Source organism: Mycolicibacterium sarraceniae, assembly GCF_010731875.1.
Classification (GTDB): Bacteria; Actinomycetota; Actinomycetes; order Mycobacteriales; family Mycobacteriaceae; genus Mycobacterium; species Mycobacterium sarraceniae.
This window is the reverse complement of the sequence record NZ_AP022595.1, coordinates 457,495-479,782: the sequence shown is the minus strand read 5'-3', so window position 1 is coordinate 479,782 and position 22,288 is coordinate 457,495. Positions and strand designations below refer to the sequence as shown.

Genomic DNA, 22,288 nt, shown 5'->3' with positions numbered 1-22,288 from the left:
AGGTTGGTTGGCCTACCGGCACCCGGCCGATCATGCGCTTCGTTTAGGTGTCGGTCGCGGGCGCGGTCTGCCATCGGTTTTCGCCGCCGCTGATTCGCCAGTAAGCGATCGCGCAGGTCCAGGTGATGACGAAGAGTCCTACGATGACGAAGCCGAAGTTGTTCAGGTCGATGCCGCTGATCCAGTCGGTGACCGGAGTGGTCCAGCCGAGGTTGTCGTGCATCACTGAGACGAGTTCGATGCTGCCGATCAGTAGTGCCACTGCCACCGACAGGCCGGTGATAGTGATGTTGTAGTAGATCTTGCGCACAGGGTTAGCGAAGGCCCAGTCGTAGGCGACGGTCATGAACAGCCCGTCGGCGGTGTCCATCAGGGTCATTCCGGCGGCGAACAATACGGGGAGAGTCAGCACGGCGAACCAAGGCAGACCAGCAGCCGCGCCGGTGCCGGCAAGAGCGAGCAGGGCCACTTCGGTCGCGGTGTCGAAACCGAGCCCGAACAGGATACCGACCGGGAACATCTGGACCGGATGTTTGATCCGCTTCATGATTGGACGCAGTATGCGTGCGAGGAACCCGCGGTTCTCCAATTGGTCTTCAAGGTCCTGCTCGTTGAACTCGCCACGGCGCAGCGCCGTGAACACCCGCCAGATGCCAATCAGAGCAACGACATTGATGATGCCGATCAGCCACAGGAACAGTCCGCTGGCCAGCGTTCCGGCAATCCCGAGCGACTGGCGGGCCGCCGAGTCATCGTCCAATAGGGTGCCCGCGATTCTGGTGGCGGCCACGACCAACACGGCCAGCGCGAGGACCATCATCGAGTGGCCCATGGCGAACCAGAATCCCACCGACTTGGGCTTACTCCCGTCAGCGGTGAGTTTTCGAGTGGTGTTGTCGATTGCGGCGATGTGGTCGGCGTCGAAGGCGTGGCGTAGTCCGAAAGTGTAGGCGGTGATGCCTAGGCCGACGCCGAACACCTGGGTGCCGACGTGGTAGTGGTGCGGAGCCACAAGCACTACCAGCGATCCGAATCCGACGAGGTGCAGACTGCCTATCGCGGCGACCAGGGCGCTGAACTCAAGCCAGTCGCGCCGATTCCAGGACTTGGCCATTCTCCGAAATACATTGCGAGCTTGAGACGATTCAGCTGCAATTGGCATGGCCATGACCTCCCTGAGGGATTGCGCGTCCCCGTCGTGGGTGAGGTGAGCGGGAGGGTCTGACTCCCAGCGCTGCCGAATGGTAATCGGCGGCGCTGGTCACAGTGGCGCGACCGCACCGGATTTGCACCGGATTCCGCACCGCTCACTTGAACGGCCCGGACGATACCGACTCTTCCTGGTAGAACGCTGTAGATGACAAATCCGGCCGGACCGGAAGCGCGATGCGGGGGCTGAAGGTTGGGACTGCCCCAGGTTCAGTCAACCAATCTGGGACCGTCCCCGCGCCGTACCTTGTCAATGCACCTAGATGGCGAAGTCGCTGCGGGTGTCGACGGCGCAGTCGGCGGTCGGTCCGCAGACCGACAGCGCAGGCCGCGGAGCGTGAACGTCGTGGAAGTCAAAGGCGGGAATTAAGTAGGTACAGCGCCCATTTCAGAGAGTCGGTTGGTCCGCAAGTCCGCGACACAGCAGGCCGTTTGCTGAGAACCTCGCGAACGCACAGAAGAAACCCGTTCGTAAAACCAGACAAAGGGATCAGCCGAGAACGTCACGAACGTTGGCCACCCGGGGAGCTAAAGTCCGGAATGATCGGCGTCACGGAGCCTTTGGCGGCGCGCACCTTGGCAGTGGCCTCCCACAGCTTGCCCGCCACCGGGTAGCCGGGGATGGTGTCGCTGCTGGGCTTGAGATCACTGATCTTCCAGATCGTGATCACCTGCCCGCCGTTGTCGACAAGGTGGTTCCAGCCGCCGAATTTGTCCACACTCGGATCGGCCGCCGCGGTCGGGGCCAACACGACCGACAGGCTCACTGCTGCGGCCAGCGCCGCCGCTTTCATCCTCATGCGCCGAACGCTATGGACGTTGGATGAACAGCGGTCAACCTTGACGCGAATTCCAGTGACGTTGCACCTCAACGGGAGCTGGCCTGCGAGCTAAGCGCTCTTGAGCCGAATCTTCCACCGCACCAGGCTCAGGTAACCGACACACAGCGCCCCGAGCATGCCCATGTCGAACCACCACGCCGACGCGGTGTGATGCCAGTGCGCGTCTTTGGGGGTCAACGGGCCGGGCACCAGCGTGATCAGGTCGATCGTCGATGCCGACGCCGCGAAGCCCCAGCGGGCCGGGGTGATCCACGACAACTGATCGAGCACCATGCGGTCGGTCACCGGGATCATGCCGCCGGAGAACACCAGCTGACTCATGACAGCCACGACCAGCAGCGGCATGATCTGTTCGTTCGACTTCGCCAGCGCGGACAGCGCCAGACCCACCATCGCCGCGGTGACCGTCGTCGCGGCCATCACCACGAACAACTCCAGAGTCGGGCTCAGGAACGTCAGCGAACCCTGCGTCGGCCCGCCCTTACCCGCGACGGTGATCGCGGTGACGATCGTGGACTGCACGATCGCGAACACCGCGTAGATACAGACCTTCGCCAACAAATAGGCCGTCGTCGACAACCCGACCGCCTGTTCTCGGCGGAAGATCGGCCGCTCGCCGATCAGATCGCGCACGGTCAGCGCGGTCCCCATGAAGATCGCGCCGACGTTGAGCAGCACCAGAATCTGGCCGGGCTCGTTGGGGGCGTCGCCCATCGGATCGGGCTTCCCGAAACCGACCGTGCCGGGCACCGACAGTGACAGCACGCCCATGATGAACGGCAGCAGTGCCAGGAAGATGAAGTAGCCGCGGTCGGAGATGATCAGCCGCATCTGGCGGCGCGCAATCGTGGAGAACTGCCGCAGCAGACTGGTGTGCGTCGGCTCGCCCATATTCGACGGCGCCTCCAGCGGCGGCGGTGGGGGAGCAGGTCCGGTCTGCGTCAGGTACCGGTGATGGGCGGCGTCGGGGTCGCCGGCGACGCTGCTGAAGATATCGGCCCAGTTGGTGGTGCCCATGGCCGGACCGATCTGGCTGGGCGGCCCGCAAAACGCGGTCTTGCCGCCGGGTGCCAGCAGCAGCACCTGGTCGCACACATCCAGATACGTCAGCGAGTGCGTCACGACCAGCACCACGCGGCCGGCGTCGGCCAGCTGGCGCAGCATCGTCATCACCTGGCGGTCCAGCGCCGGGTCCAGGCCCGAGGTCGGCTCGTCGAGGATCAGCAGCGACGGGCCGGTCAGCAGTTCCAATGCCACCGATGCGCGCTTGCGCTGTCCGCCGGACAGCTTGTCTACTCGGGTGTCGCCATGCTGGGTCATTTCCAGCTCGGAGAGCACCTGGGCCACCACCTGCTGGCGGTCCTCCTTGGTGGTGTCCGGCGGCAGCCGCAGTTCGGCGGCGTACATCAGCGCCTGGTTGACCGTCAGCTGGCCGTGCACCACATCGTCCTGCGGCACCATGCCGATCCGGGAGCGCAGCGAGGCGTACTCGGCGTGGATGTTGTGACCCTCGAAAGTCACTGTGCCACTCGTCGGATGGGTGTAGCCGGCGACCAGTCGCGCGAACGTGGACTTGCCGGCGCCGGACGGGCCGATCACCGCGGTGAGCGTTCCCGGGCGTGCGGTCAGCGAGATGTTGTCCAGCAGTGTCTTGTTGTTCTCGATGGTCCACGTCACCGCACGTACGTCCAGACCGCCGGTGGCGGTGGCCGCCTCGGTCTCGGTGCGCCGGGCCAGCGTGCCGCCGGCGAAGACCAGGTCGATGTTGCCGATCGTGACGGTGTCGCCCTCGTTCAGCATCGCGGTGTCGACCCGCGTGCCGTTGACGAACGTGCCGTTGATGCTGCGGTTGTCGACGATCTCCGTCCCACCCGGGGTTGGGATCAGCGTGGCGTGGTGGCGCGAGGCCAGCACGTCGGGGATGACGATGTCGTTATCGGTCGCGCGGCCGATCTTGATACCGCCGGGCGGCACCTCGCTGGGCGCGCCCGGCCGCAGGATCTTGAGCATCGACGTCGCGAGGTTCGACGATCCGCCCACCGGGGCCTTGCCGACCGCCTGGCGCAGCTGGGTCGGCGCGGTCGCGGGCGGGGGCGCCGCCGCAGGTCCGGAGACCGTCGGCGGGTGGTACGTCGGTTGGGCGCGCGAGCCACTCGTCGGATACGCGGGCGGCGCCTGCTGCCACGATCCGGCGGTCGCCGCACCCCGGCTCGGCGCGGCCGGCCACGACGGCGAGGAAGGCGGGGCGGCCAGGCGCACCGACGAGGTCTGCGGCGGACGCCCCACCGAACCCTGGTCGCGGCCAAGCCCGAAGCTCATCGGGGGCCCGTCGGGATTGCCGACGTTCACGGTCATGCCATCGGTGATATCGACCGACGGCATCCGGCGGCCATTGACGAACATGCCGTTGAGTGAGCCGTTGTCGACGGCCATCCATCGGCCGTGATCGAAGCGCAACACCAGGTGGGCACGCGATATCAACGGGTGGGCGATTCGCACGTCGGCGCGCAGATCGCGGCCTACCACGACGTCATGGCCTGCGGCGAAGGTGCGCTCCGACCCGTCGTAGCGAACTGTCAGAACGGGTGCGGCTGGTCGAGTCATCGCCGCTAACTCTATCGGTAGCGACGCCGACTGCTCGTCATGCCGGACCGCCCGTCACCACACAAAGGGTCCGCGAGTAAATCGTCGGCATGCATTTGTTGCAGTGCGTACACAGCGATCGCACCGAATGTGCGGCGCCGTCGGCCTGGATGCGATTGAGCAGATTCGGCTCGGCCAACAGGGCGCGGCCCATCGCGACGAATTCGAAGCCGGCGGCCATCGCGCGATCCATGGAGTCGCGGTTGGTGATACCGCCGAGCAGGATCAGCGGCATCGTCAGCTCCTTGCGGAACTTCTCGGCATCACTGAGCAGGTAGGTCTCTTGGTAGGGATATTCGCGCATGAATTTCGTACCGGTCATGCGCATGCCCCAGTTCAGCGGCCACTTCTGCGCGGCGGCGAACTCCTTGACCGGGGCGTCCCCGCGGAACAGGTACATCGGATTGAGCAGCGAGCTGCCGGCCGTCAGTTCGATGGCGTCCAGGCCGCCGTCTTCCTCGAGCCACTTGGCGGTCTGCAACGACTCTTCGATGTTGATGGAGCCGCGTACCCCGTCGGCCATGTTGAGCTTGGCGGTGATCGCGATCGGGGCCGGGCCGAGTCGCTCGACCTCGCGGCGCACGGCCATCACAATGCTGCGGGCCACCTTCGCCCGGTTCTCCAGCGAGCCGCCGAATTCGTCGGTGCGGCGGTTGAGCATCGGCGATAGGAACGAGCTCGCCAGATAGTTGTGGCCGAGATGGATTTCGACGGCGTCGAAACCGGAGTCGATGGCGAACCGGGCCGCCGAGGCGTGGGCGGCGATGACGTCATTGATGTCGTCGCGGCTGGCGTGCTTGGCGAACTTCATCGACAGCGGGTTGAAGAAGCGCACCGGGGCCAGCGCGGTGGCCTTGTTCGACCGGGCATTGGCCACCGGGCCGGCATGGCCGATCTGCGCGCTGATCTTCGCGCCCTCGGCGTGGATCGCGTCGGCCAGACGCTGCAGACCGGGTACGGCTTGCGGGCGCATCCAGATCTGTCCGCCGTTGGTGCGGCCGCCCTGGCTCACCGCGGTGTACGCGACCGTCGTCATGCCGATGCCGCCGGCGGCGATCGCGCGGTGGAAAGCGATCAGGTCGTCGGAGACGACGTTGTCGGGTGTGCGGGCTTCAAAGGTGGCCGATTTAATGATGCGGTTACGCAGTGTGATGGGGCCGAGTGTGGCCGGGCCGAACACATCGGGCGCGCTGTTCATAACCGCAGCTGACCATCCGGTAGGAGATGCTGTCAACGACAGCTCCCGGTGCGATGGAAGAATGTGGCGCGTGGTCGCTATCACCCTGGACGGCAAGCTCACCCGTGACGAGATTTTCGTCGATCTCACCGAGCGCGTGGCGGCGCTGACCGCCGAGGGACGCACCCCTGGACTGGGCACGGTGCTCGTCGGTGACGACCCCGGTTCGCATGCCTATGTGAAGGGCAAGCACTCCGACTGCGCAAAGGTGGGGATCACCTCGATCCGCCGCGACCTGCCCGCCGACGTCAGCCAGGCGCAGCTCGATGACTCGCTCGACGAGCTCAATGCCACCCCCGAGTGCACCGGCTATATCGTGCAGCTGCCGCTCCCGCGGCACCTCGACGAGAACGCCGCGCTGGAACGGGTGGATCCCAACAAGGACGCCGACGGACTGCACCCGACCAATCTGGGCCGGTTGGTGCTCGGCAAAGATGCGCCGCTGCCGTGCACCCCGCGCGGGATTGTGCACCTGCTGCGGCGCTATGACGTGCCGATCGCGGGTGCGCATGTGGTGGTCATCGGCCGCGGTGTCACCGTCGGCCGCCCGCTTGGCCTGCTGTTGACCCGTCGCAGCGAGAACGCGACAGTGACGTTGTGCCACACCGGAACTCGCGATCTTCCCGCGCTGACGCGGCAGGCCGACATTATCGTCGCCGCGGTCGGGGTGCCGCACATGCTGACCGCCGACATGGTGCGTCCCGGCGCGGCTGTCATCGATGTGGGCGTGAGCCGGGTCGACGGAAGGCTCACTGGCGACGTGCATCCCGATGTCTGGGACGTCGCGGGGCATATCTCGCCCAACCCGGGTGGGGTGGGTCCCCTGACCCGGGCATTCCTGCTGACCAACGTCGTCGAACTGGCCGAAGCGGCCCGGTGACCGCGCGGGCCGAGCGCTGGCTGCCGACCCGTGCGGAGGCAGTGGCCTTCATCGGTCGCGTGGTGCGTTCGCAGTGGCCCATCCTGGGTGTCGGGGTGATCTTCGTGGTCGCGTTCGTTCTCGTGGCGGCAGAGTTCTGGCGCCGCGGCTCGCTGCTGATCGGCATCGCAGTCGGGGTGGCCGCCGCGCTGCGTCTGGTGCTGTCCGAGGATCGTGCCGGGCTGTTGGTGGTGCGCTCGCGTGGCGTCGATTTCGCGACCATGACCACGGTGTGTGTGGCGATGGTCTACATCGCGTCGACGATCGACCCGCTGGGCACGTCGTAGTCCGTCAATCTTGCCCGATGGGCAACTGTGCGCGGTAGGCGATTTCAGTCGTACGGTGGCGGCATGACCGCACCGCAGGGATTGCGCGAGCGCGAGAAAGCCGACACCCGAAGAGCGCTCAGTGACGCCGCCCTCGCTTTGACGTTCGGGCTAGCCGATGCGCAGCGCTTGCGCGCCGCGCTGGGCCGGTGGTTCGGCCTGCCCGGTTAGAAAGGTCCGGACTGTGGAGGACTTCTCCTGGTACATCTGCCTGTCGACTCGCGTTATGAGATCGGACACGGTGTGATCGCCCACTGCGGCAGCGGTGAGTCCGATGCTCACGCCGATCTGGCACGGACAGCGATCGCCGGGGCCAAGTCCGCTGATGCGCCGGCGAATTCTTTCGCCGATTGCGCTGGCGTCCGCAGCGTCGGAATCTACCAGGGCGACGCAGAACTCGTCGCCGCCTAGGCGGGCGACGAAATCGTTCGGCCCGGCCTCGCGTAGCAGAGCATCCCCGATGGCCATCAGCACGTTGTCGCCCGCGAGGTGGCCGAACCTGTCGTTGACCGATTTGAAGTCGTTGACGTCGAGCAAGAGCAGGCTGAGTGGGCCGCCACCACAGTGGACGCGGGACAGCTCAACCTCAATGCGTTCGGAGAAACCCCGCCGGTTGAGTACTGACGTCAGCGGGTCGGTACAGGCCAACTCGGCCAATTGTTGCTGGAGCGACTTGAGTCGGGTGATGTCGTGTGACGTGCTGAGCACGGTACGGACCCGGCCGTCTGGCGAGCGTTCCGGCACCACCCGGGTCAGGAACGTCCGCACTCCGTGGATCGTGGGAAGCTGTTGCTCCTCCTCGGCCGGTTCCTCGCTGCGCAACACGCGGTCGACCAACGGTTCCCACTGCGCCACCAGCTCTGGGGGCAGGCCGAGTTCGCGCTTGCTCTTGCCGATGAACAACTGGGCCGGAATCCCGGTCTCCCGTTCGATGCGGGGATTGATGTAGACGTGCCGATGGTTACGGTCGAGGCGCGCGACGATGTCGGGCAATGCCTGTGCAATCGAGAAGAACGTCTCGCAGTGCCGCTGGCGTTCGGTAGTCAGACGCAGAATTCCCAGCCACGCGGTGGGTGGATCGTCCAGTGCCTGCAGTGTGCACTCCCAGTCCGGTGCATCGGAGAAGCGTGCCGCCGCCGGTGAACTGTCAATGTCCGGCAACGTCGAACCGACCCCGGCCAGCAAGATGGTCTCGCCGAGCTGGCCCGCACCCGGACCGACAGCAGTGGCGAACTGCGGTGTTCGCGAGGTGATCTCAACTCGGCCGCCATCCCGGCGGCACAGAAAGGCTGGCACCGACGATGCGGCAAACCACTGCAGCCAGGCTTCCTCCATAGCCATCGACTCTAGACCGTCCCAGCGGTGGTCCCGCTCGACTTCACCTGGTACAGCAGCACGTCCACGCGGGACAGCAGATCCTCGGCCGTCTTGTCCTGTTCTTCGGCCTGGGCCACACCGACACTCGCCGATATCCCCAGTGGCCGTCCATCCTGGCCGCAGATACCCCGGATCCGCCGGCTGATGCGCTGCGCGACGTCGCGGGCACTGTCGGCGTCGGTATTGATGAGCGCGACGCAGAACTCGTCGCCGCCCAGTCGAGCCGCGACATCCTGGGGACGTGTCTCCTCGGTCAGGACCTGACCCACCGTCTCGAGCACCCGGTCGCCCGCGACGTGGCCGAACCGATCGTTGATGTCCTTAAAGTTGTCGAGGTCCAGCAGTAACAGCGTTAAGCCGGCCTGCCCACGCTGGACCAGGTCCAGTTCGAGGCCCAGGCGCGCGGTGAAGCTACGCCGGTTCAGCAGCGCCGTCAGCGGATCGGTGCGGGCAAGTTGTTCCAGCTGGTGTTGCAGCCGTCTGACCTCACTGATATCGCGGACGACGGACAGAATGGAGGTCACGCGACCCTCGTGATCGAACTCGGGCGTCGCGCGCCCCAGGTAGTGCCGTACGCCACTCGGCCCGGCATAGTCGAACGCGATCTCAATCGGCTCACCGGTGTCCACCACCCGTTGAAAGGCGGCTTCGAATTCAGCGTCGAGCGCGACAGGGGCGCCAGTCTCGGCGTACGTCTTGCCAAAGCGAGTCTCTGCGGGGATACCGGTGGCCACTCCCAGCGCCGGATTCGCATAGATACAGCGGAACTCGCGGCTGTAGCGGGTGACGACGTCCGGCAGGTTCTCGATGATCGTGACGAACGCGTCGTGGGAGGCTTGCAGCTCGTCGGGCAGACGCAGGATTGCCAGATAGTCGCCCTGCTCGGCGTCGACGACGCGAATCATGCATTGCCAGAAGGGTTCTTGCTGCGCCGCGATAGTGAAAGCGGCATTGCCGACCGCCGACGGCCACTGGTCGTCGAGGCGGGCCAGCAGCGACTGCTCGTCGAGCTGACCGGTGATCGACTGCATGACTCCCATGAACTCGGGTGTCCGTGACACCATCGAGAGCCCAGCCGTGTCTCGCCGACAATGGAACGCCGATAACCCCGCGGCGGCCAGTGTGGATAGCCATTGTTCGGCGGACACCCCCATGCCCGCCAACTTTAACTGCCCAGCGTCGCGCGGAGACACACCGTGATGTACGGCAGCGCCAAACCGGTCGAGTTGGCCAGCGCGGGATGGGTGGCCAGCAACTCGCGGACCTCCGCGAGCGTCTGGGTGCGCACCGCGGCCGGTTGGGTGATGCAGTAGCTGCGCGATGCCACCAGGTCGATCAGAGCCTGCGGCGTCAGGTAACTCGTCCACTCGACGTGGTGGCGGGCCACGTCGGTAAACGGTTCGGGCAGCGTGACCGACCTGCTGAACGGGTCGTCCTCGTGGCCGATGATGCGGCCCAGATCCTTGACCCACCCCGATCTTTCGTCACGGGTGTTCCACACCAGCCCGAGCTGCCCACCCGGCCGCAGCACCCGCGCCACCTCCGAGGCGGCCTGCTCCGGATCGAACCAATGCCAGGCCTGCGCCACCAGAACCGCGTCGACGCTGTTGTCCGGCAACGGGATTTGCTCGGCGGTGCCCAGCAGTGCCGGGGTGCCGGGCAGTGCCGAGCTGAGCAGCTCCAGCATCTCGGCCAACGGATCGACGGCCACCACATCCAGGCCGCGTTCCACCAGCCGGGTGGTCAGCTTGCCGGTACCGGCGCCCAGGTCCAGGACGTCGCGTGCGCCGGGAGGCAACAGCCAGTCGATCGCCTGTGGCGGATACGACGGACGACCCCGCTCGTAGGCGGCGGCCTCGGATCCGAAGGACAGTGAGCGTTCGCGCCGCGTCTCGGTCACCGGGTCCGAGAACCTTCGCACTCGGCCAGATCCAGTGTCCGGCGGATCAATTCGCCCACCGCCTCGGTCTCGACGAGGAAACCGTCATGGCCGTAGACCGATTCGACGACATTGAGCCCCGAGCAGTTCGGCAGGAGCGTGGCCAACTCCTGCTGCAGGCGCAGCGGGTAGAGCCGGTCTGAGGTGATCCCGCCGACCACCGTCGGCACCGGGCAGGACGCCAGGGCCGCGGCCACTCCGCCGCGTCCGCGCCCGACGTCGTGGCTGGACAGCGTCTCGGTCAGCGTCACGTAGCTGCCCGCGTCGAACCGCTCGACCAGCTTGGCGCCCTGGTGCTCCAGGTAGCTCTGCACCGCATACCGGCCGCCGGCCAACGTGTCCTCGCCGTCTTGCGCGTCGTTGCCGAACCGGTCGTCCAGCTCGGCCTCGCCGCGGTAGGTCAGATGTGCGAACCGTCGGGCCAGCTCCAGCCCGGCATCGGGATTGCGCCCGGTGCCGTGATAGTCGCCGTTCTGCCAGTTCGGGTCCGCCTTGATGGCTGCGATCTGAGTGCTCTGCGTCCCGATCTGGTCGGCGGTCGCACGAGCACCCACGGCCAATACCAGCGCGGCGCGCACCCGCTCGGGGTAGCCGATCATCCACTCCAAGGCCCGTGCGCCGCCCATCGAACCGCCCATCAGCGCGGCGACGTCGGTGATGCCGAGCGCGGCCAGCGCAGCCACGTCGGCGTTGACCTGGTCGCGCACGGTGATGACGGGGAATCGCGAACCCCACGGCTTACCGTCACGAGCCAGCGAGCTGGGCCCGGTCGAGCCGCGGCAGCCGCCGAGCACGTTGGTGGCCACCGCACACCAGCGGCTCGTGTCGATCGGTGCGCCGGGGCCGGCGACACCGTCCCACCAGCCGGGCGTCGGGTGGCCGGGGCCGGCTGGCCCGGTCAGATGCGAATCGCCGGTCAGGGCATGCAGCGCCACCACCACGTTGTCGCGGGTGGGGGAGAGTTCGCCCCAGCGCTGCACCGCGATCGAGACGTCCGCGAGTACCTCGCCGCTTTCCAGCGTCAGCGGGCCGATGTCGACGACACCGATCTCGCCCTCGGCCGGCAGCGCCACTATGCGCTCATCAGAAAGGGTCATATCAGGCTCACTCAAAAGGCTGCCACGGCACGCGGGTCCGATGCCTGCCCGTCTGACGTGGACCTGGCGGCGGCGAAGCCACGGTCCAGGTCAGCCAGGATGTCATCGATCCCCTCGAGGCCGACGGCCAGACGCACCAGACCCGGGGTGACACCGGTGGCCAGCTGCTCTTCGGTCGACAGCTGCTGGTGTGTGGTCGACGCCGGGTGGATCACCAGCGAGCGCACATCGCCGATATTGGCGACATGGCTATGCAGTGTCAGCGCGTTGACGAACGCCTTGCCCGCCTCGACACCGCCGGCCAGTTCGAACGCCAGCACCGCGCCGGTTCCCTTGGGCGCCAACCTTTTTCCACGCTCATACCACGGCGAGGTGGGCAGACCCGCGTAGTTGACCGACACGACATCCTCATGGGCGGCCAGGTATTCGGCGACCTTCAGCGCGTTGGACACATGGCGCTCGATGCGCAGGCTCAACGTCTCCAGGCCCTGGGCCACCAGGAAGGCGTTGAACGGCGACGCCGCCGAACCCAGGTCGCGCAGCAACTGGACGCGGGCCTTGAGTGCATAGGCGGGCGGGCCGAGTTCGGCGAAGACGACACCGTGATAGCTGGGGTCCGGGGTGGTGAACCCGGGGAACTTGGCGTGCCCAGATTGTTCAACGCGCCAGTCGAACTTGCCGCTGTCGACGATCACGCCGGCGATCGCTGTGCCGTGGCCGCCGAGGTACTTGGTCGCCGAGTGCACCACGATGTCGGCGCCGTGGGCGATCGGTTGGATCAGGTAGGGCGTGGCGATGGTGTTGTCAACGATCAGCGGCACTCCGTTGTCGTGGGCCACCGTGGACACCGCCGGAATGTCGAGCACGTCGATCTGTGGGTTGGAGATCGTCTCGGCGAAGAACGCCTTGGTGTTCGGCTGGACCGCCGCCTGCCAGGACGCCGGATCGTCGGGGTCCGTCACGAACGTGGTCTCGATGCCCAGCTTGGGCAACGTGTAGTGCAGCAGGTTGTAGGTGCCGCCGTAGAGGCGCGGGGAGGAGACGATATGATCGCCGGCCCCGGCGATATTCAGGATCGCGAAGGTTTCCGCGGCCTGACCGGAGGACAGGAACAGCGCGGCGACGCCGCCTTCCAGCGCCGCGATGCGCTGCTCGACGGTGTCCTGGGTCGGATTCATGATCCGGGTGTAGATGTTGCCCGGCTCGGCCAGCCCGAACAGCGCTGCGGCGTGCTCGGTGTTGTCGAACGTGTACGACGTGGTCGCATAGATCGGCAGCGCACGGGCATGCGTGGCGCTGTCGGGGGTCTGCCCGGCGTGGATCTGTTTGGTCTCGAAGGACCAGCTCGCGCTCGCGTCTTCGGTTTCGGGTGTGGTCACGTGAAACGAACCTCCATCTGTCCTGGGGGCCCGTCATCCACGGACCCGCGCTTGCCGTGCAGCTAGATACAGCTGCTCAACCTGGTCTTCACCCGGAGCACCCCACCGCGGTTGGAGGGTTGCCGGCCAGCGAGCCGGGGCTTGACGCTGGCGCTCATGACCGCCTTGAAGCATAGCGGACCTTCGTAACGGGAGGCCAGCGGGTTATCGACCACGGTTCCGGCGCGACTGTGACGCAGACCTCTCCGCGGATACGACGACGGCGATCACGTAGGTTCGATTGCGACGCGATACTGATACCCGCCACCGCACCTGAACGACCGCTGGGAGACAACAGCACATGAGCGCCGAGCACCCGACCATCATCTACACGCTCACCGACGAGGCGCCGCTGCTGGCGACCTACGCCTTTCTGCCGGTCCTGCGCACCTTTGTCGAGCCCGCGGGCATCGACGTCAAGACCAGTGACATTTCCGTGGCCGCGCGCATCCTCTCCGAGTTCAGCGACCGGCTGACCGAAGACCAGCGGGTGCCCGACAACCTGGCAGAGCTGGGCGCGCTGACCCAGGACCCGAGCGCCAACATCATCAAACTGCCCAACATCAGCGCCTCGGTGCCGCAACTGGTCGCCGCGATCAAAGAGCTGAAGGCCAAGGGTTACGACCTGCCCGACTATCCGGACGATCCCAAGACCGACGAAGCGCGCGAGATCAAGAAACGCTACGGCAAGGCACTCGGCAGTGCGGTCAATCCGGTTCTGCGCGAAGGTAACTCAGACCGTCGTGCCCCCAACGCGGTCAAGGAATACGCCAAGAAGCACCCGCACAGCATGGGCAAGTGGTCGCAGGCGTCGCGCACGCACGTCGCGACCATGAAGACCGGCGACTTCTACCACGGGGAGAAGTCACTGACGCTGGACAAGGACCGCAAGGTCCGGATGGAGCTGAAGACCAACAGCGGCCAGACCATTGTCTTCAAGCCCGAGGTGAGGCTCGACAACGGCGACGTCATCGACAGCATGTACATGAGCAAGAAGGCGCTGATCGAGTTCTACGAGGAGCAGATCGAGGACGCCTACAAGACCGGCGTGATGTTCTCGCTGCACGTCAAGGCCACGATGATGAAGGTCAGTCACCCCATCGTGTTCGGCCACGCGGTGAAGGTGTTCTACAAGGACGCGTTCGCCAAGCACGAGGCGCTGTTTGACGAGCTCGGCGTGAACGTCAACAACGGCCTGTCCGATCTGTACGACAAGATCGAGACGCTGCCTGCCTCGCAGCGTGACGAGATCATCGAAGACCTGCACCGCTGCCACGAGCACCGGCCCGAGTTGGCGATGGTGGACTCGGCCAAGGGCATCTCGAACTTCCACTCACCGTCCGATGTCATCGTCGACGCGTCGATGCCCGCGATGATCCGCCTCGGCGGCAAGATGTATGGTGCCGACGGCCGCACCAAGGACACTAAGGCCGTCAATCCGGAATCGACCTTCTCCCGGATGTACCAGGAGATGATCAACTTCTGTAAGACCCACGGCAACTTCGATCCGACCACCATGGGCACCGTCCCCAACGTCGGTCTGATGGCGCAGAAGGCCGAGGAGTACGGCAGCCATGACAAGACCTTCGAGATCCCTGCGGACGGTGTCGCCGACATCGTCGACAACGACACCGGCGAGGTACTGCTGAGCCAGAACGTCGAAGCCGGCGACATCTGGCGGATGCCGATCGTCAAGGACGCTCCGATCCGGGACTGGGTCAAGCTGGCCGTCAACCGGGCCCGGCTGTCCGGCATGACGACCGTGTTCTGGTTGGACGACGAGCGCCCGCACGAGAACGAGCTGCGTAAGAAGGTGAAGGCCTACCTCGCCGAAGAGGACACCGAGGGCCTGGACATCACGATCCTGCCGCAGGTCTGGGCCATGCGGTACACGCTCGAGCGGGTGATCCGCGGCCAGGACACGATCGCCGCCACCGGCAACATCCTGCGCGACTATCTCACCGACCTGTTCCCGATCCTGGAACTGGGCACCAGCGCCAAGATGCTCTCGATCGTGCCCCTGATGGCCGGCGGCGGGCTCTACGAGACCGGTGCCGGCGGATCGGCGCCCAAGCACGTCAGCCAGCTGGTCGAGGAGAACCACCTGCGCTGGGATTCGCTCGGCGAGTTCCTGGCGATTGGCGCCAGCCTCGAGGACCTGGGCAACAAGACCGGCAACGCCAAGGCCACGGTGCTGGCTACCACGCTGGACACCGCGGTCGGCGAGCTGCTCGATGAGAACAAGGGTCCCTCGCGCAAGGCCGGCGAGCTGGACAACCGGGGCAGCCAGTTCTACCTCGCGCTGTACTGGGCTCAGGCCCTGGCCGAGCAGACCGAGGACAAGGAGCTGGCCGAGCATTTCGCACCGCTGGCCAAGACGCTTGCCGAGAACGAGTCCACAATCGTCGCCGAACTTAGCGAGGTGCAGGGCCAGCCGGTCGATATCGGCGGCTACTACTACCCGGATCCCGAAAAGACCGCGTCGGTGATGCGCCCGAGCAAGACGTTCAACGAGGCGCTGAGCTAACCCCGGCTAGCCGCCGGCCTGCGCCTGCCGCACCGGCGTCACGTGCGCATCGGCCCAGTCGGCGATCAGGTCCGTGACGCGCTGCGGTGCCCCGAATATCGGGATGCAGCAGCAGAATCGGTTCGCCGGAGCCGCCGGGCCGGCGACCATTGCCTAAGTGAATGGATTCGCGGGGAGCCACGGACCGACCGTAAAGGTGATACCGCCGGTACCGCAATACCGCACGATAGGTTGTCACCGTGATCGTGACCACCATCAACGTTAACGGAGTGCGCGCCGCGGTGCGTCAGCGCTCGGACGAAAACCTCGGCCTGCTCGACTGGCTGACCCACACCGCCGCCGACGTCGTGTGCCTGCAGGAGACCCGTTCCGATGACGAGCAGATAGCCGAAGCGCTCGCTCCCGCCGTGGCCGAGGGCTGGCATCTGGCGTCGGCCAGCCCGCACCTCAAGGGGCGCAGCGGGGTGGCGATCCTGTCTCGCACGCCATTCGCCGAAGTTCGAATTGGTTTGGCAGCAAAGGAATTCGAGTCACATGGCCGTTACGTCGAGGTGGATCTGGCTGGTGGGCAGACGGTTGGCTGCGTCTACGTGCACACCGGGGAGGCGGGCACCGACCGGCAGCTGGAGAAGGAACGGTTCACCGCGGCGCTGGCCAAGCGGATGGCCGAGCTGCGCGCCGACGGCCGGGATGCAGTGATCTGTGGCGACTGGAACATCGCGCACACCGAGAACGACATCAAGGCCTGGAAAGCCAACGTCAAGAAGGCCGGGTTCTTGCCCAGCGAGCGGCAATGGCTGACGGATCTGCTGGATTCGGGGTGGGTCGACGTCGTGCGGCGCATGCACCCCGATGTCGCCGGGCCGTACAGCTGGTGGTCGTGGCGGGGCAAGGCGTTCGACAACGACGCCGGCTGGCGCATTGACTACCATCTGGCCACCGAGGGCCTGGCCGCGCGCACCGTGGCCGCCCGCGTCGAAAAGCCTGCCCTGTACGCGCTGCGCTGGTCGGATCACGCCCCGGTGACGGTGGAGTTCGCCTCATGAGCGTCCTGATCAAAAATGTCCGCATCTTCGATGGTCTCTCGGGACGCCTGGTGCCCGGCCATGTCCTCATCGACGGGGCGACGATCGCCGCGATCGACACCTCCCCGATTGCCGAGCCCGCAGGGGCAACCGTCATCGACGGGGCCGACCGGGTGCTGATGCCGGGCATGATCGACGCCCACGCCCACCTGGTCGGTATGGCAAACACGCTGCTCGACCTCGCGATGGCTTCCCAGACCCAGCTGGCCGCCACCACGTTGGCTCGGGCGAAGGGCACACTGCTGCGCGGGTTCACCACCGTTCGTGACATGGCCGGTGACACCGCGGGTATCAAGAAAGTGATCGACGGTGAACCCGCGCTCGGGCCGCGGATCTACCCCAGCCAGGCAGCGATCTCGCAGACCGCGGGCCATGGCGACTTCGGCTTCGTCTACGAAACTCCGACAGCGTTGGGTGGCAACGAGTCTCGTGCAGAAACCATCGGTTTCATGAGAGTCGCCGACGGCGTCGACCGGGTGCTGGCGGCAGTGCGCGAGCAACTCAAGCTAGGTGCGTCGCAGATCAAGTTGATGGTCGGTGGTGGTGCGGCCTCAATGTATGACCCGCTCTACACGGTCCAGTTCACCTCGCCTGAGCTGGCCGCCGCGGTGCAGGCCGCGACCGATTACGGCACGTACGTCGCCACCCATGTCTACAACGTCGCCGGCATCCGCCGCGCGGTGCAGGCCGGGGTGAAATCCATCGAGCATGGTCATCTCGCCGACGAGCCCACCATCGCGATGCTGGCCGAACGCGACGTGTGGCTGTCCACGCAACCTTTCGCCGAACACGACCACAGTTTCCTCGACCCCGACAGCACCGAGAAGAACCGGGAGATCTGCAGCGGCACACCGCACGTCTATGAATGGGCGACGAAGCACGGAGTGAAGCTGGCCTGGGGCACTGACCTCCTCTTCGAACCCGATCACGTTGCGCGCCAGAGTGAAATGATGGTTCGACTCGGCGAATACGTGAGCAATGTCGACGCGCTGAAGATGGTCACCTCGGGCAATGCCGCGTTGCTGCGGCTGGCCGGCGAACGCGACCCGTACCGGGCGGCCCGGCTCGGCGAGATCACCCCGGGAGCGTGGGCCGACGTGCTGCTGGTCGAGCGCGATCCCACGGCGGACCTCAGTGTGCTGGCCACCCCGGACACCGGCATCGCGGTCATCGTCAAGGACGGCGTCATCGTGAAGAACACCCTCGGCTAGATCGGCGCTAGGCCGCCGGGCAACCTTCGCGGTTGGGACTCGCCAGCTCCTTGGGCGCGCCGTCGATGGCCTTGTGCACGGTCTCGAGCACAGCCGGGTCCCACGTCAGTGCCGTCTTCCAGTCCAGCCCTGCCGCGTTGGAGACGTAGATGCTGTGGGTGTCGTCGAAGGTGTAGCAGCGCCGGTGCGGCAACACCGAGTCGCTGATGTCCTTGGCCAGCGCGCTCTGGAGGGCCACCAGACCGTCGTTGGGCCACACTTCGGGGTTCACCTGGCCGTCTTTAGTGAACTTCTTGCCGCCGATCAACACCACCGGGATCTTGTCCAGCACGCCGGATTGGAATTCGTTCCAGCCGTCCTTGCCCATCAGGAACGCCTTGTTGACCTCGCGCCCGGACCCGGCCATCAGCTGCAGCACCCGGTCTTTGAAGATCTTCATCGCGGACTCACAGAGCTTGTCGCCCAGGCAGTCGGTCAGCGGAACCAGGTTGTTGGCGTAATCGGAGAGGTAGGAGCCCTGCCACGGGGTCCCCAGCGTGGTCAGCGAGCGGATCTTCACCGGGGAGTTCGCCGAGGTCAGCACCCGGATCGCGGCGCGCGAGTACAGTCCGCCCATCGAATGGGCCACCAGGTCCACCTCGGTGACGCCCTTGTCGGTGTGCAGCCAATTCAGAAAACGGGCCAGGTGTTCGCCGGCGGTGTCGATACTGCCCGTCGAGTTGACCGTCATGTTCTCCGGCAGGGTGACCGGGCAGACCCCGAACGGCCCGAAACCGGTTTGGTCAGTCACCTGGCCGCGACCGTTCATCGCCGGTGAGGTGTAGACGGCGTAGCCCTTGCCGAGCAGGAATTCCCGCAGCGCGGTGTCGGTGTTGCCGGCCGCCAGTCCGGTGGCGCAGGCCTGGTCCGGGGTGGTGAACGGGCTGGTGGCGTCACCGCCGGAGACGATCACCACCGCCGTCGACGCGGGCCGCTTCTGGTCGCCGGAATCGCTCTGGCAACCGGCCAGCGCGAACAGCATTGTCACAGCGGCGGCCAGCGCCAGAAGTCCTCGCACGAAGCACGATGCTAGCTGCCGGAGGCCGCGTGACAGGATTGACAGACCATGAACAGCTCACCCCGCCGTGTCGTCTTTTCTGGCGTTCAGCCGACGTCTGACTCGCTGCACCTGGGTAACGCGCTCGGCGCGATCAAACAGTGGGTCGGTCTGCAGGACGAGTACGACGCGTTCTTCTGTGTGGTGGACCTGCACGCGATCACCGTGCCGCAGGATCCCGCCACCCTGCGCCATCGCACCCTGGTGACCGCCGCGCAATACCTTGCGCTGGGCATCGACCCGGACCGCGCCACGATCTTCGTCCAAAGCCATGTGCCCGCCCACACCGAACTGGCCTGGGTGTTGGGCTGCTTCACCGGGTTCGGCCAGGCCTCGCGGATGACGCAGTTCAAGGACAAGTCGCAGAAACAGGGTGCCGATGCCACGACGGTTGGCTTGTTCACCTATCCGGTGCTGATGGCCGCCGATGTGCTGCTCTACGACACCGACCTGGTGCCCGTCGGCGAGGATCAGCGCCAGCATCTGGAGCTGGCCCGAGATGTCGCGCAGCGGTTCAACGTCCGCTTCCCCGACACCTTCGTGGTGCCCGAGCCGATGATTGGCAAGGTCACCGCCAAGATCCACGACTTGGCGGACCCGACGGCCAAGATGAGTAAGTCCGCGGCCACCGAGGCCGGGCTGATCAGCCTGCTCGACGACCCGAAGGTGACGGCCAAGAAGATCCGCTCGGCCGTCACCGACAGCGAGCGGGAGATTCGCTTCGACGTCGACGCCAAGCCGGGTGTGTCGAACCTGCTGTCGATCCAGTCCGCGGTGACGGGCACCGATATCGGGACGCTCGTGGCGGGCTATGAGGGCCGCGGCTACGGCGACCTGAAAAAGGACACCGCCGACGCCGTCGTCGAGTACGTCACGCCGCTGCAGCAGCGGGTCACCGAACTGCTGGCCGACCCGGCCGAACTGCAGGCGATCCTGGCCAAGGGCGCGACGCGCGCACGCGAGGTGTCTGCCAACACCATCGGACGGGTATACGAGCGGTTAGGGTTTTTGCCGACAAGTCCGTAGGCGGTCCGGGGAGGCTGGGCGATGACAGAACCGGCCAAGAAACCGAGCCGTCTGGACCGGTTGCGGGCCCGGTATCACTGGCTCGACCACGCGGTGCGGGCCGGGCAGCGCTATCAAAACGTCAAAGGCGACTTCTACGCCGCCGGCATCACCTATTTCACGATCTTCGCGATGTTCCCCTTACTGATGGTCGGGTTCGCGGCCGCCGGTTTCGCGCTGGCGAGCCGGCCACACCTGCTGGCAGAAATCGAAAGCCGGATCAAGGCAACAATTTCCGGTGATTTCGGTGAGCAGCTGATCGGTTTGATCGACTCGGCGGTGCAGTCCCGCACATCGGTCGGCGTGATCGGTCTGGCCGCCGCGGCGTGGGCCGGGCTGGGCTGGATCGCCAATCTGCGTGAGGCACTGAGCCAGATGTGGGAACAGCGCTGCCAGCAGCAGAACTTCGTGCGCACCAAGCTGTCTGACGTGCTGGTGCTGTTGTCGTTGTTCGTGGCGATCGTGTTGACCATCGCCCTGACGGCACTGGCCGATCCGTCGGTGATGACCAAGGTGCTGCAGTGGATCGGCATACCCCATCCCGACGGGCTGGGCGGAGTGCTGCGCATCGTCTCCCTGGTGGTGTCCTGGGCGGTGTCGTGGATGCTGTTCAGCTGGATCATCGCGCGGTTACCGCGGGAGACCGTCAGCTTCCGCAGCAGCCTGCGGGCCGGCTTGATGGCCGGGGTGGCCTTTGAGGTCTTCAAGCTGGTCGGCTCGATCTACCTGCGATCGGTGGTGCACGGGCCCGCGGGCGCGACGTTCGGTCCGGTGCTGGGCTTGATGGTGTTCGCCTATATCACCGCCCGGCTGGTGCTGTTCGCCACGGCGTGGGCGGCGACATCGCGCGACAATCTGCGTCCGGAGCTGGTTCCGGCACCTGGTCCCGCGCTCATCACGACACGCGTCGGCTCGGACGATGGTTTGAGCGCGCGGCAGACAGTCGCCGCGATGGCAGTGGGTGCGGTGAGCGCGATTGGTCTTTCGCGGTTCTGGCGCAAGCGAGAGTAGTCACCGCCCTCGCACGGGTCTGCGGTTGATCGAACGCGCCATCATGATCAGGCCGAACACGATCAGCGTGCCGATCACGCCCACACCTACCCGGACCGGCACCGCGTCGGCGTCGGGCAGCACTGCCGAGGCCTTGGCGGCGACCGCGCTGTCCGCCTCTGGCTTCGGCGGCATCAGCGACGGGTCCGGGTCGATCAAGTCGCCGATCTTGGTTCCCGGCGGTGTCGAGAAGCCGTAGTCGAGCAAGTGGGCAGCCTGCTGCCACGGCGGAATCGGCTGGCGCGTGCCGCGCATCAGCACCGCCACCAACCTCCGCCCGTCGCGGTTCGCGGCGCCGACGAACGTCTGCCCGGCATCGTCGGTGTAGCCGGTCTTGCCGCCGAGCGCGCCCGGATAGTTGTAGAGCAGCTGGTTGTCGTTCTCCAGCTCGTAGCTGGGATGGTCGCCGTCCTCGCCCGGCTTTGCCGGGTGGCCGGGGAACTCATACTTTTGCGTGGCGACAATGTTGGCGAAAGCCGGGTTCTCCCAGGCATATCGGTAGAACAGCCCGATGTCATAGGCCGACGTGCTCATGCCCGGCCCGTCCAGTCCGGACGGTGTCGCCGCGCGGGTGTCCTGACCGCCGAGCTTGCGGGCCAGGCCGTTGATCTTCTGCAGCGCGGTGTCCCAGCCGCCGACCTGCATGGCCAGCGCGTGGGCGGCGTCGTTGCCGGAGTGCATCAGCAGACCGTGCAGCAGATCGTTGACGGTGTACTTGCCGCCCTCGTCGACGCCGACCCGGGTGCCCTCGGCGTTGGCGTCATCCTGGGTGCCGGTGACCATCTTGTTCAGCGGCAGCTCGTTCATGGACTGCATCGCGATCAGGACCTTGATGATGCTCGCGGGGCGGTGGCGGGCATGCGGATCGCGTGCGGCGATGATGTCGCCGGTGTCGAGGTCGGCGACCAACCACGACTCGGCCGAGATGTCATCGGGAACCGGTGGCGTGCCCGGCGCGACGATCACTCCGCAGCTCGAGAGCGCGTCACCGCCGACCGGCTTTGCCGGGACGGCGAGAGGCTGGGGCGGATCACCGGCGGTTGGCACCTCGGAGGAGTCGACGGCCGGGGGTGTGGTCACCCGGTACGGGCAGGTATTCGGGTCGGCCGGGTCGGCCCATGCGGTTGCCGATGTGCCGACGACGCACAGCGCCGCGGCCACTGCGGCAGCACACCGCGTGAGTAATTTCGAGCTCGCCATCGAGTCGCAGAGTAGGGGATTGGAGCCCCGAATTAGTGGAGCCGCGC

Annotated in this window: 19 protein-coding genes and 1 riboswitch; of the genes, 7 read left to right on the top strand and 12 right to left on the bottom strand. The window is 66.2% G+C overall.

Annotation, left to right across the window (positions count from 1 at the left end; all coding sequences use genetic code 11):
- Positions 1-43: 43 nt before the first annotated feature.
- From nicT to G6N13_RS02525, 4 genes are all read right to left on the bottom strand, one after another.
- The gene (gene nicT, locus G6N13_RS02540; RefSeq protein WP_407663862.1) at positions 44-1,168 is read right to left on the bottom strand and encodes a Nickel transporter NicT; all 1,125 of its coding nucleotides are present in this window, start codon (positions 1,166-1,168) and stop codon (positions 44-46) included.
- Positions 1,169-1,712: 544 nt separating this feature from the next.
- The gene (locus G6N13_RS02535; protein ID WP_163694679.1) at positions 1,713-2,009 is read right to left on the bottom strand and encodes a DUF1942 domain-containing protein; all 297 of its coding nucleotides are present in this window, start codon (positions 2,007-2,009) and stop codon (positions 1,713-1,715) included.
- Positions 2,010-2,099: 90 nt separating this feature from the next.
- Complete coding sequence (locus tag G6N13_RS02530) at positions 2,100-4,655, bottom strand: FHA domain-containing protein (RefSeq protein ID WP_163694678.1); 2,556 nt, start codon at positions 4,653-4,655, stop codon at positions 2,100-2,102.
- Between the two features lie 37 nt (positions 4,656-4,692).
- Positions 4,693-5,892, bottom strand: coding sequence for an NADH:flavin oxidoreductase (locus tag G6N13_RS02525; protein ID WP_163694677.1), 1,200 nt, complete (start codon positions 5,890-5,892; stop codon positions 4,693-4,695).
- Positions 5,893-5,962: 70 nt separating this feature from the next.
- On the opposite strand from G6N13_RS02525, the gene G6N13_RS02520 reads away from it, so the two are divergent.
- The gene (locus tag G6N13_RS02520; protein ID WP_163694676.1) at positions 5,963-6,811 is read left to right on the top strand and encodes a bifunctional methylenetetrahydrofolate dehydrogenase/methenyltetrahydrofolate cyclohydrolase; all 849 of its coding nucleotides are present in this window, start codon (positions 5,963-5,965) and stop codon (positions 6,809-6,811) included.
- Between the two features lie 41 nt (positions 6,812-6,852).
- The gene (locus tag G6N13_RS02515) at positions 6,853-7,137 is read left to right on the top strand and encodes a DUF3017 domain-containing protein (RefSeq protein WP_163701582.1); all 285 of its coding nucleotides are present in this window, start codon (positions 6,853-6,855) and stop codon (positions 7,135-7,137) included.
- Between the two features lie 150 nt (positions 7,138-7,287).
- Here G6N13_RS02515 and G6N13_RS02510 read toward each other — a convergent pair whose 3' ends face one another.
- From G6N13_RS02510 to G6N13_RS02490, 5 genes are read right to left on the bottom strand one after another with little or no spacing between them, the layout of a single operon-like run.
- Entirely contained in the window at positions 7,288-8,511 is a 1,224-nt protein-coding gene (locus G6N13_RS02510) for a GGDEF domain-containing protein (protein ID WP_163694675.1), read from the bottom strand.
- Positions 8,512-8,522: 11 nt separating this feature from the next.
- The gene (locus G6N13_RS02505) at positions 8,523-9,707 is read right to left on the bottom strand and encodes a GGDEF domain-containing protein (RefSeq protein ID WP_163694674.1); all 1,185 of its coding nucleotides are present in this window, start codon (positions 9,705-9,707) and stop codon (positions 8,523-8,525) included.
- Between the two features lie 11 nt (positions 9,708-9,718).
- Complete coding sequence (locus G6N13_RS02500) at positions 9,719-10,453, bottom strand: class I SAM-dependent methyltransferase (protein WP_163694673.1); 735 nt, start codon at positions 10,451-10,453, stop codon at positions 9,719-9,721.
- Positions 10,450-11,589, bottom strand: coding sequence for a homoserine O-acetyltransferase MetX (gene metX, locus G6N13_RS02495; protein WP_163694672.1), 1,140 nt, complete (start codon positions 11,587-11,589; stop codon positions 10,450-10,452). The genes G6N13_RS02500 and metX overlap by 4 nt, the downstream gene beginning before the upstream one ends.
- An 11-nt stretch (positions 11,590-11,600) precedes the next feature.
- Complete coding sequence (locus G6N13_RS02490) at positions 11,601-12,968, bottom strand: bifunctional o-acetylhomoserine/o-acetylserine sulfhydrylase (protein WP_163694671.1); 1,368 nt, start codon at positions 12,966-12,968, stop codon at positions 11,601-11,603.
- 42 nt (positions 12,969-13,010) lie between these two features.
- Positions 13,011-13,130, bottom strand: a riboswitch (SAM riboswitch).
- Between the two features lie 178 nt (positions 13,131-13,308).
- Between G6N13_RS02490 and G6N13_RS02485 the strand changes: the two genes are divergently transcribed.
- Entirely contained in the window at positions 13,309-15,534 is a 2,226-nt protein-coding gene (locus G6N13_RS02485; RefSeq protein ID WP_163694670.1) for an NADP-dependent isocitrate dehydrogenase, read from the top strand.
- A gap of 6 nt (positions 15,535-15,540) precedes the next feature.
- Here the strand turns inward: G6N13_RS02485 and G6N13_RS02480 are convergent, their stop codons facing one another.
- On the bottom strand, positions 15,541-15,684 hold the full coding sequence (locus G6N13_RS02480; RefSeq protein WP_163694669.1) for a hypothetical protein: 144 nt from the start codon (positions 15,682-15,684) through the stop codon (positions 15,541-15,543).
- A gap of 89 nt (positions 15,685-15,773) precedes the next feature.
- On the opposite strand from G6N13_RS02480, the gene G6N13_RS02475 reads away from it, so the two are divergent.
- Both G6N13_RS02475 and G6N13_RS02470 read left to right on the top strand, forming a co-directional pair.
- Positions 15,774-16,580, top strand: a complete 807-nt coding sequence (locus tag G6N13_RS02475; RefSeq protein ID WP_163694668.1) for an exodeoxyribonuclease III — start codon at positions 15,774-15,776, stop codon at positions 16,578-16,580.
- Complete coding sequence (locus tag G6N13_RS02470; protein WP_163694667.1) at positions 16,577-17,830, top strand: metal-dependent hydrolase family protein; 1,254 nt, start codon at positions 16,577-16,579, stop codon at positions 17,828-17,830. Before G6N13_RS02475 ends, G6N13_RS02470 begins: the two co-directional genes overlap by 4 nt.
- Positions 17,831-17,837: 7 nt before the next feature.
- Here the strand turns inward: G6N13_RS02470 and G6N13_RS02465 are convergent, their stop codons facing one another.
- On the bottom strand, positions 17,838-18,887 hold the full coding sequence (locus G6N13_RS02465) for an alpha/beta hydrolase (protein ID WP_322789295.1): 1,050 nt from the start codon (positions 18,885-18,887) through the stop codon (positions 17,838-17,840).
- A gap of 48 nt (positions 18,888-18,935) precedes the next feature.
- Here G6N13_RS02465 and trpS point away from each other — a divergent pair, with 48 nt between their 5' ends.
- Positions 18,936-19,952, top strand: a complete 1,017-nt coding sequence (gene trpS, locus G6N13_RS02460) for a tryptophan--tRNA ligase (RefSeq protein ID WP_163694666.1) — start codon at positions 18,936-18,938, stop codon at positions 19,950-19,952.
- A gap of 21 nt (positions 19,953-19,973) precedes the next feature.
- The gene (gene yhjD, locus G6N13_RS02455; protein WP_163694665.1) at positions 19,974-21,002 is read left to right on the top strand and encodes an inner membrane protein YhjD; all 1,029 of its coding nucleotides are present in this window, start codon (positions 19,974-19,976) and stop codon (positions 21,000-21,002) included.
- Here the strand turns inward: yhjD and G6N13_RS02450 are convergent, their stop codons facing one another.
- Positions 21,003-22,241 (bottom strand): D-alanyl-D-alanine carboxypeptidase family protein, encoded by a 1,239-nt coding sequence (locus G6N13_RS02450; protein ID WP_163694664.1) that lies wholly within the window; start codon positions 22,239-22,241, stop codon positions 21,003-21,005.
- Between the last annotated feature and the right edge of the window lie 47 nt (positions 22,242-22,288).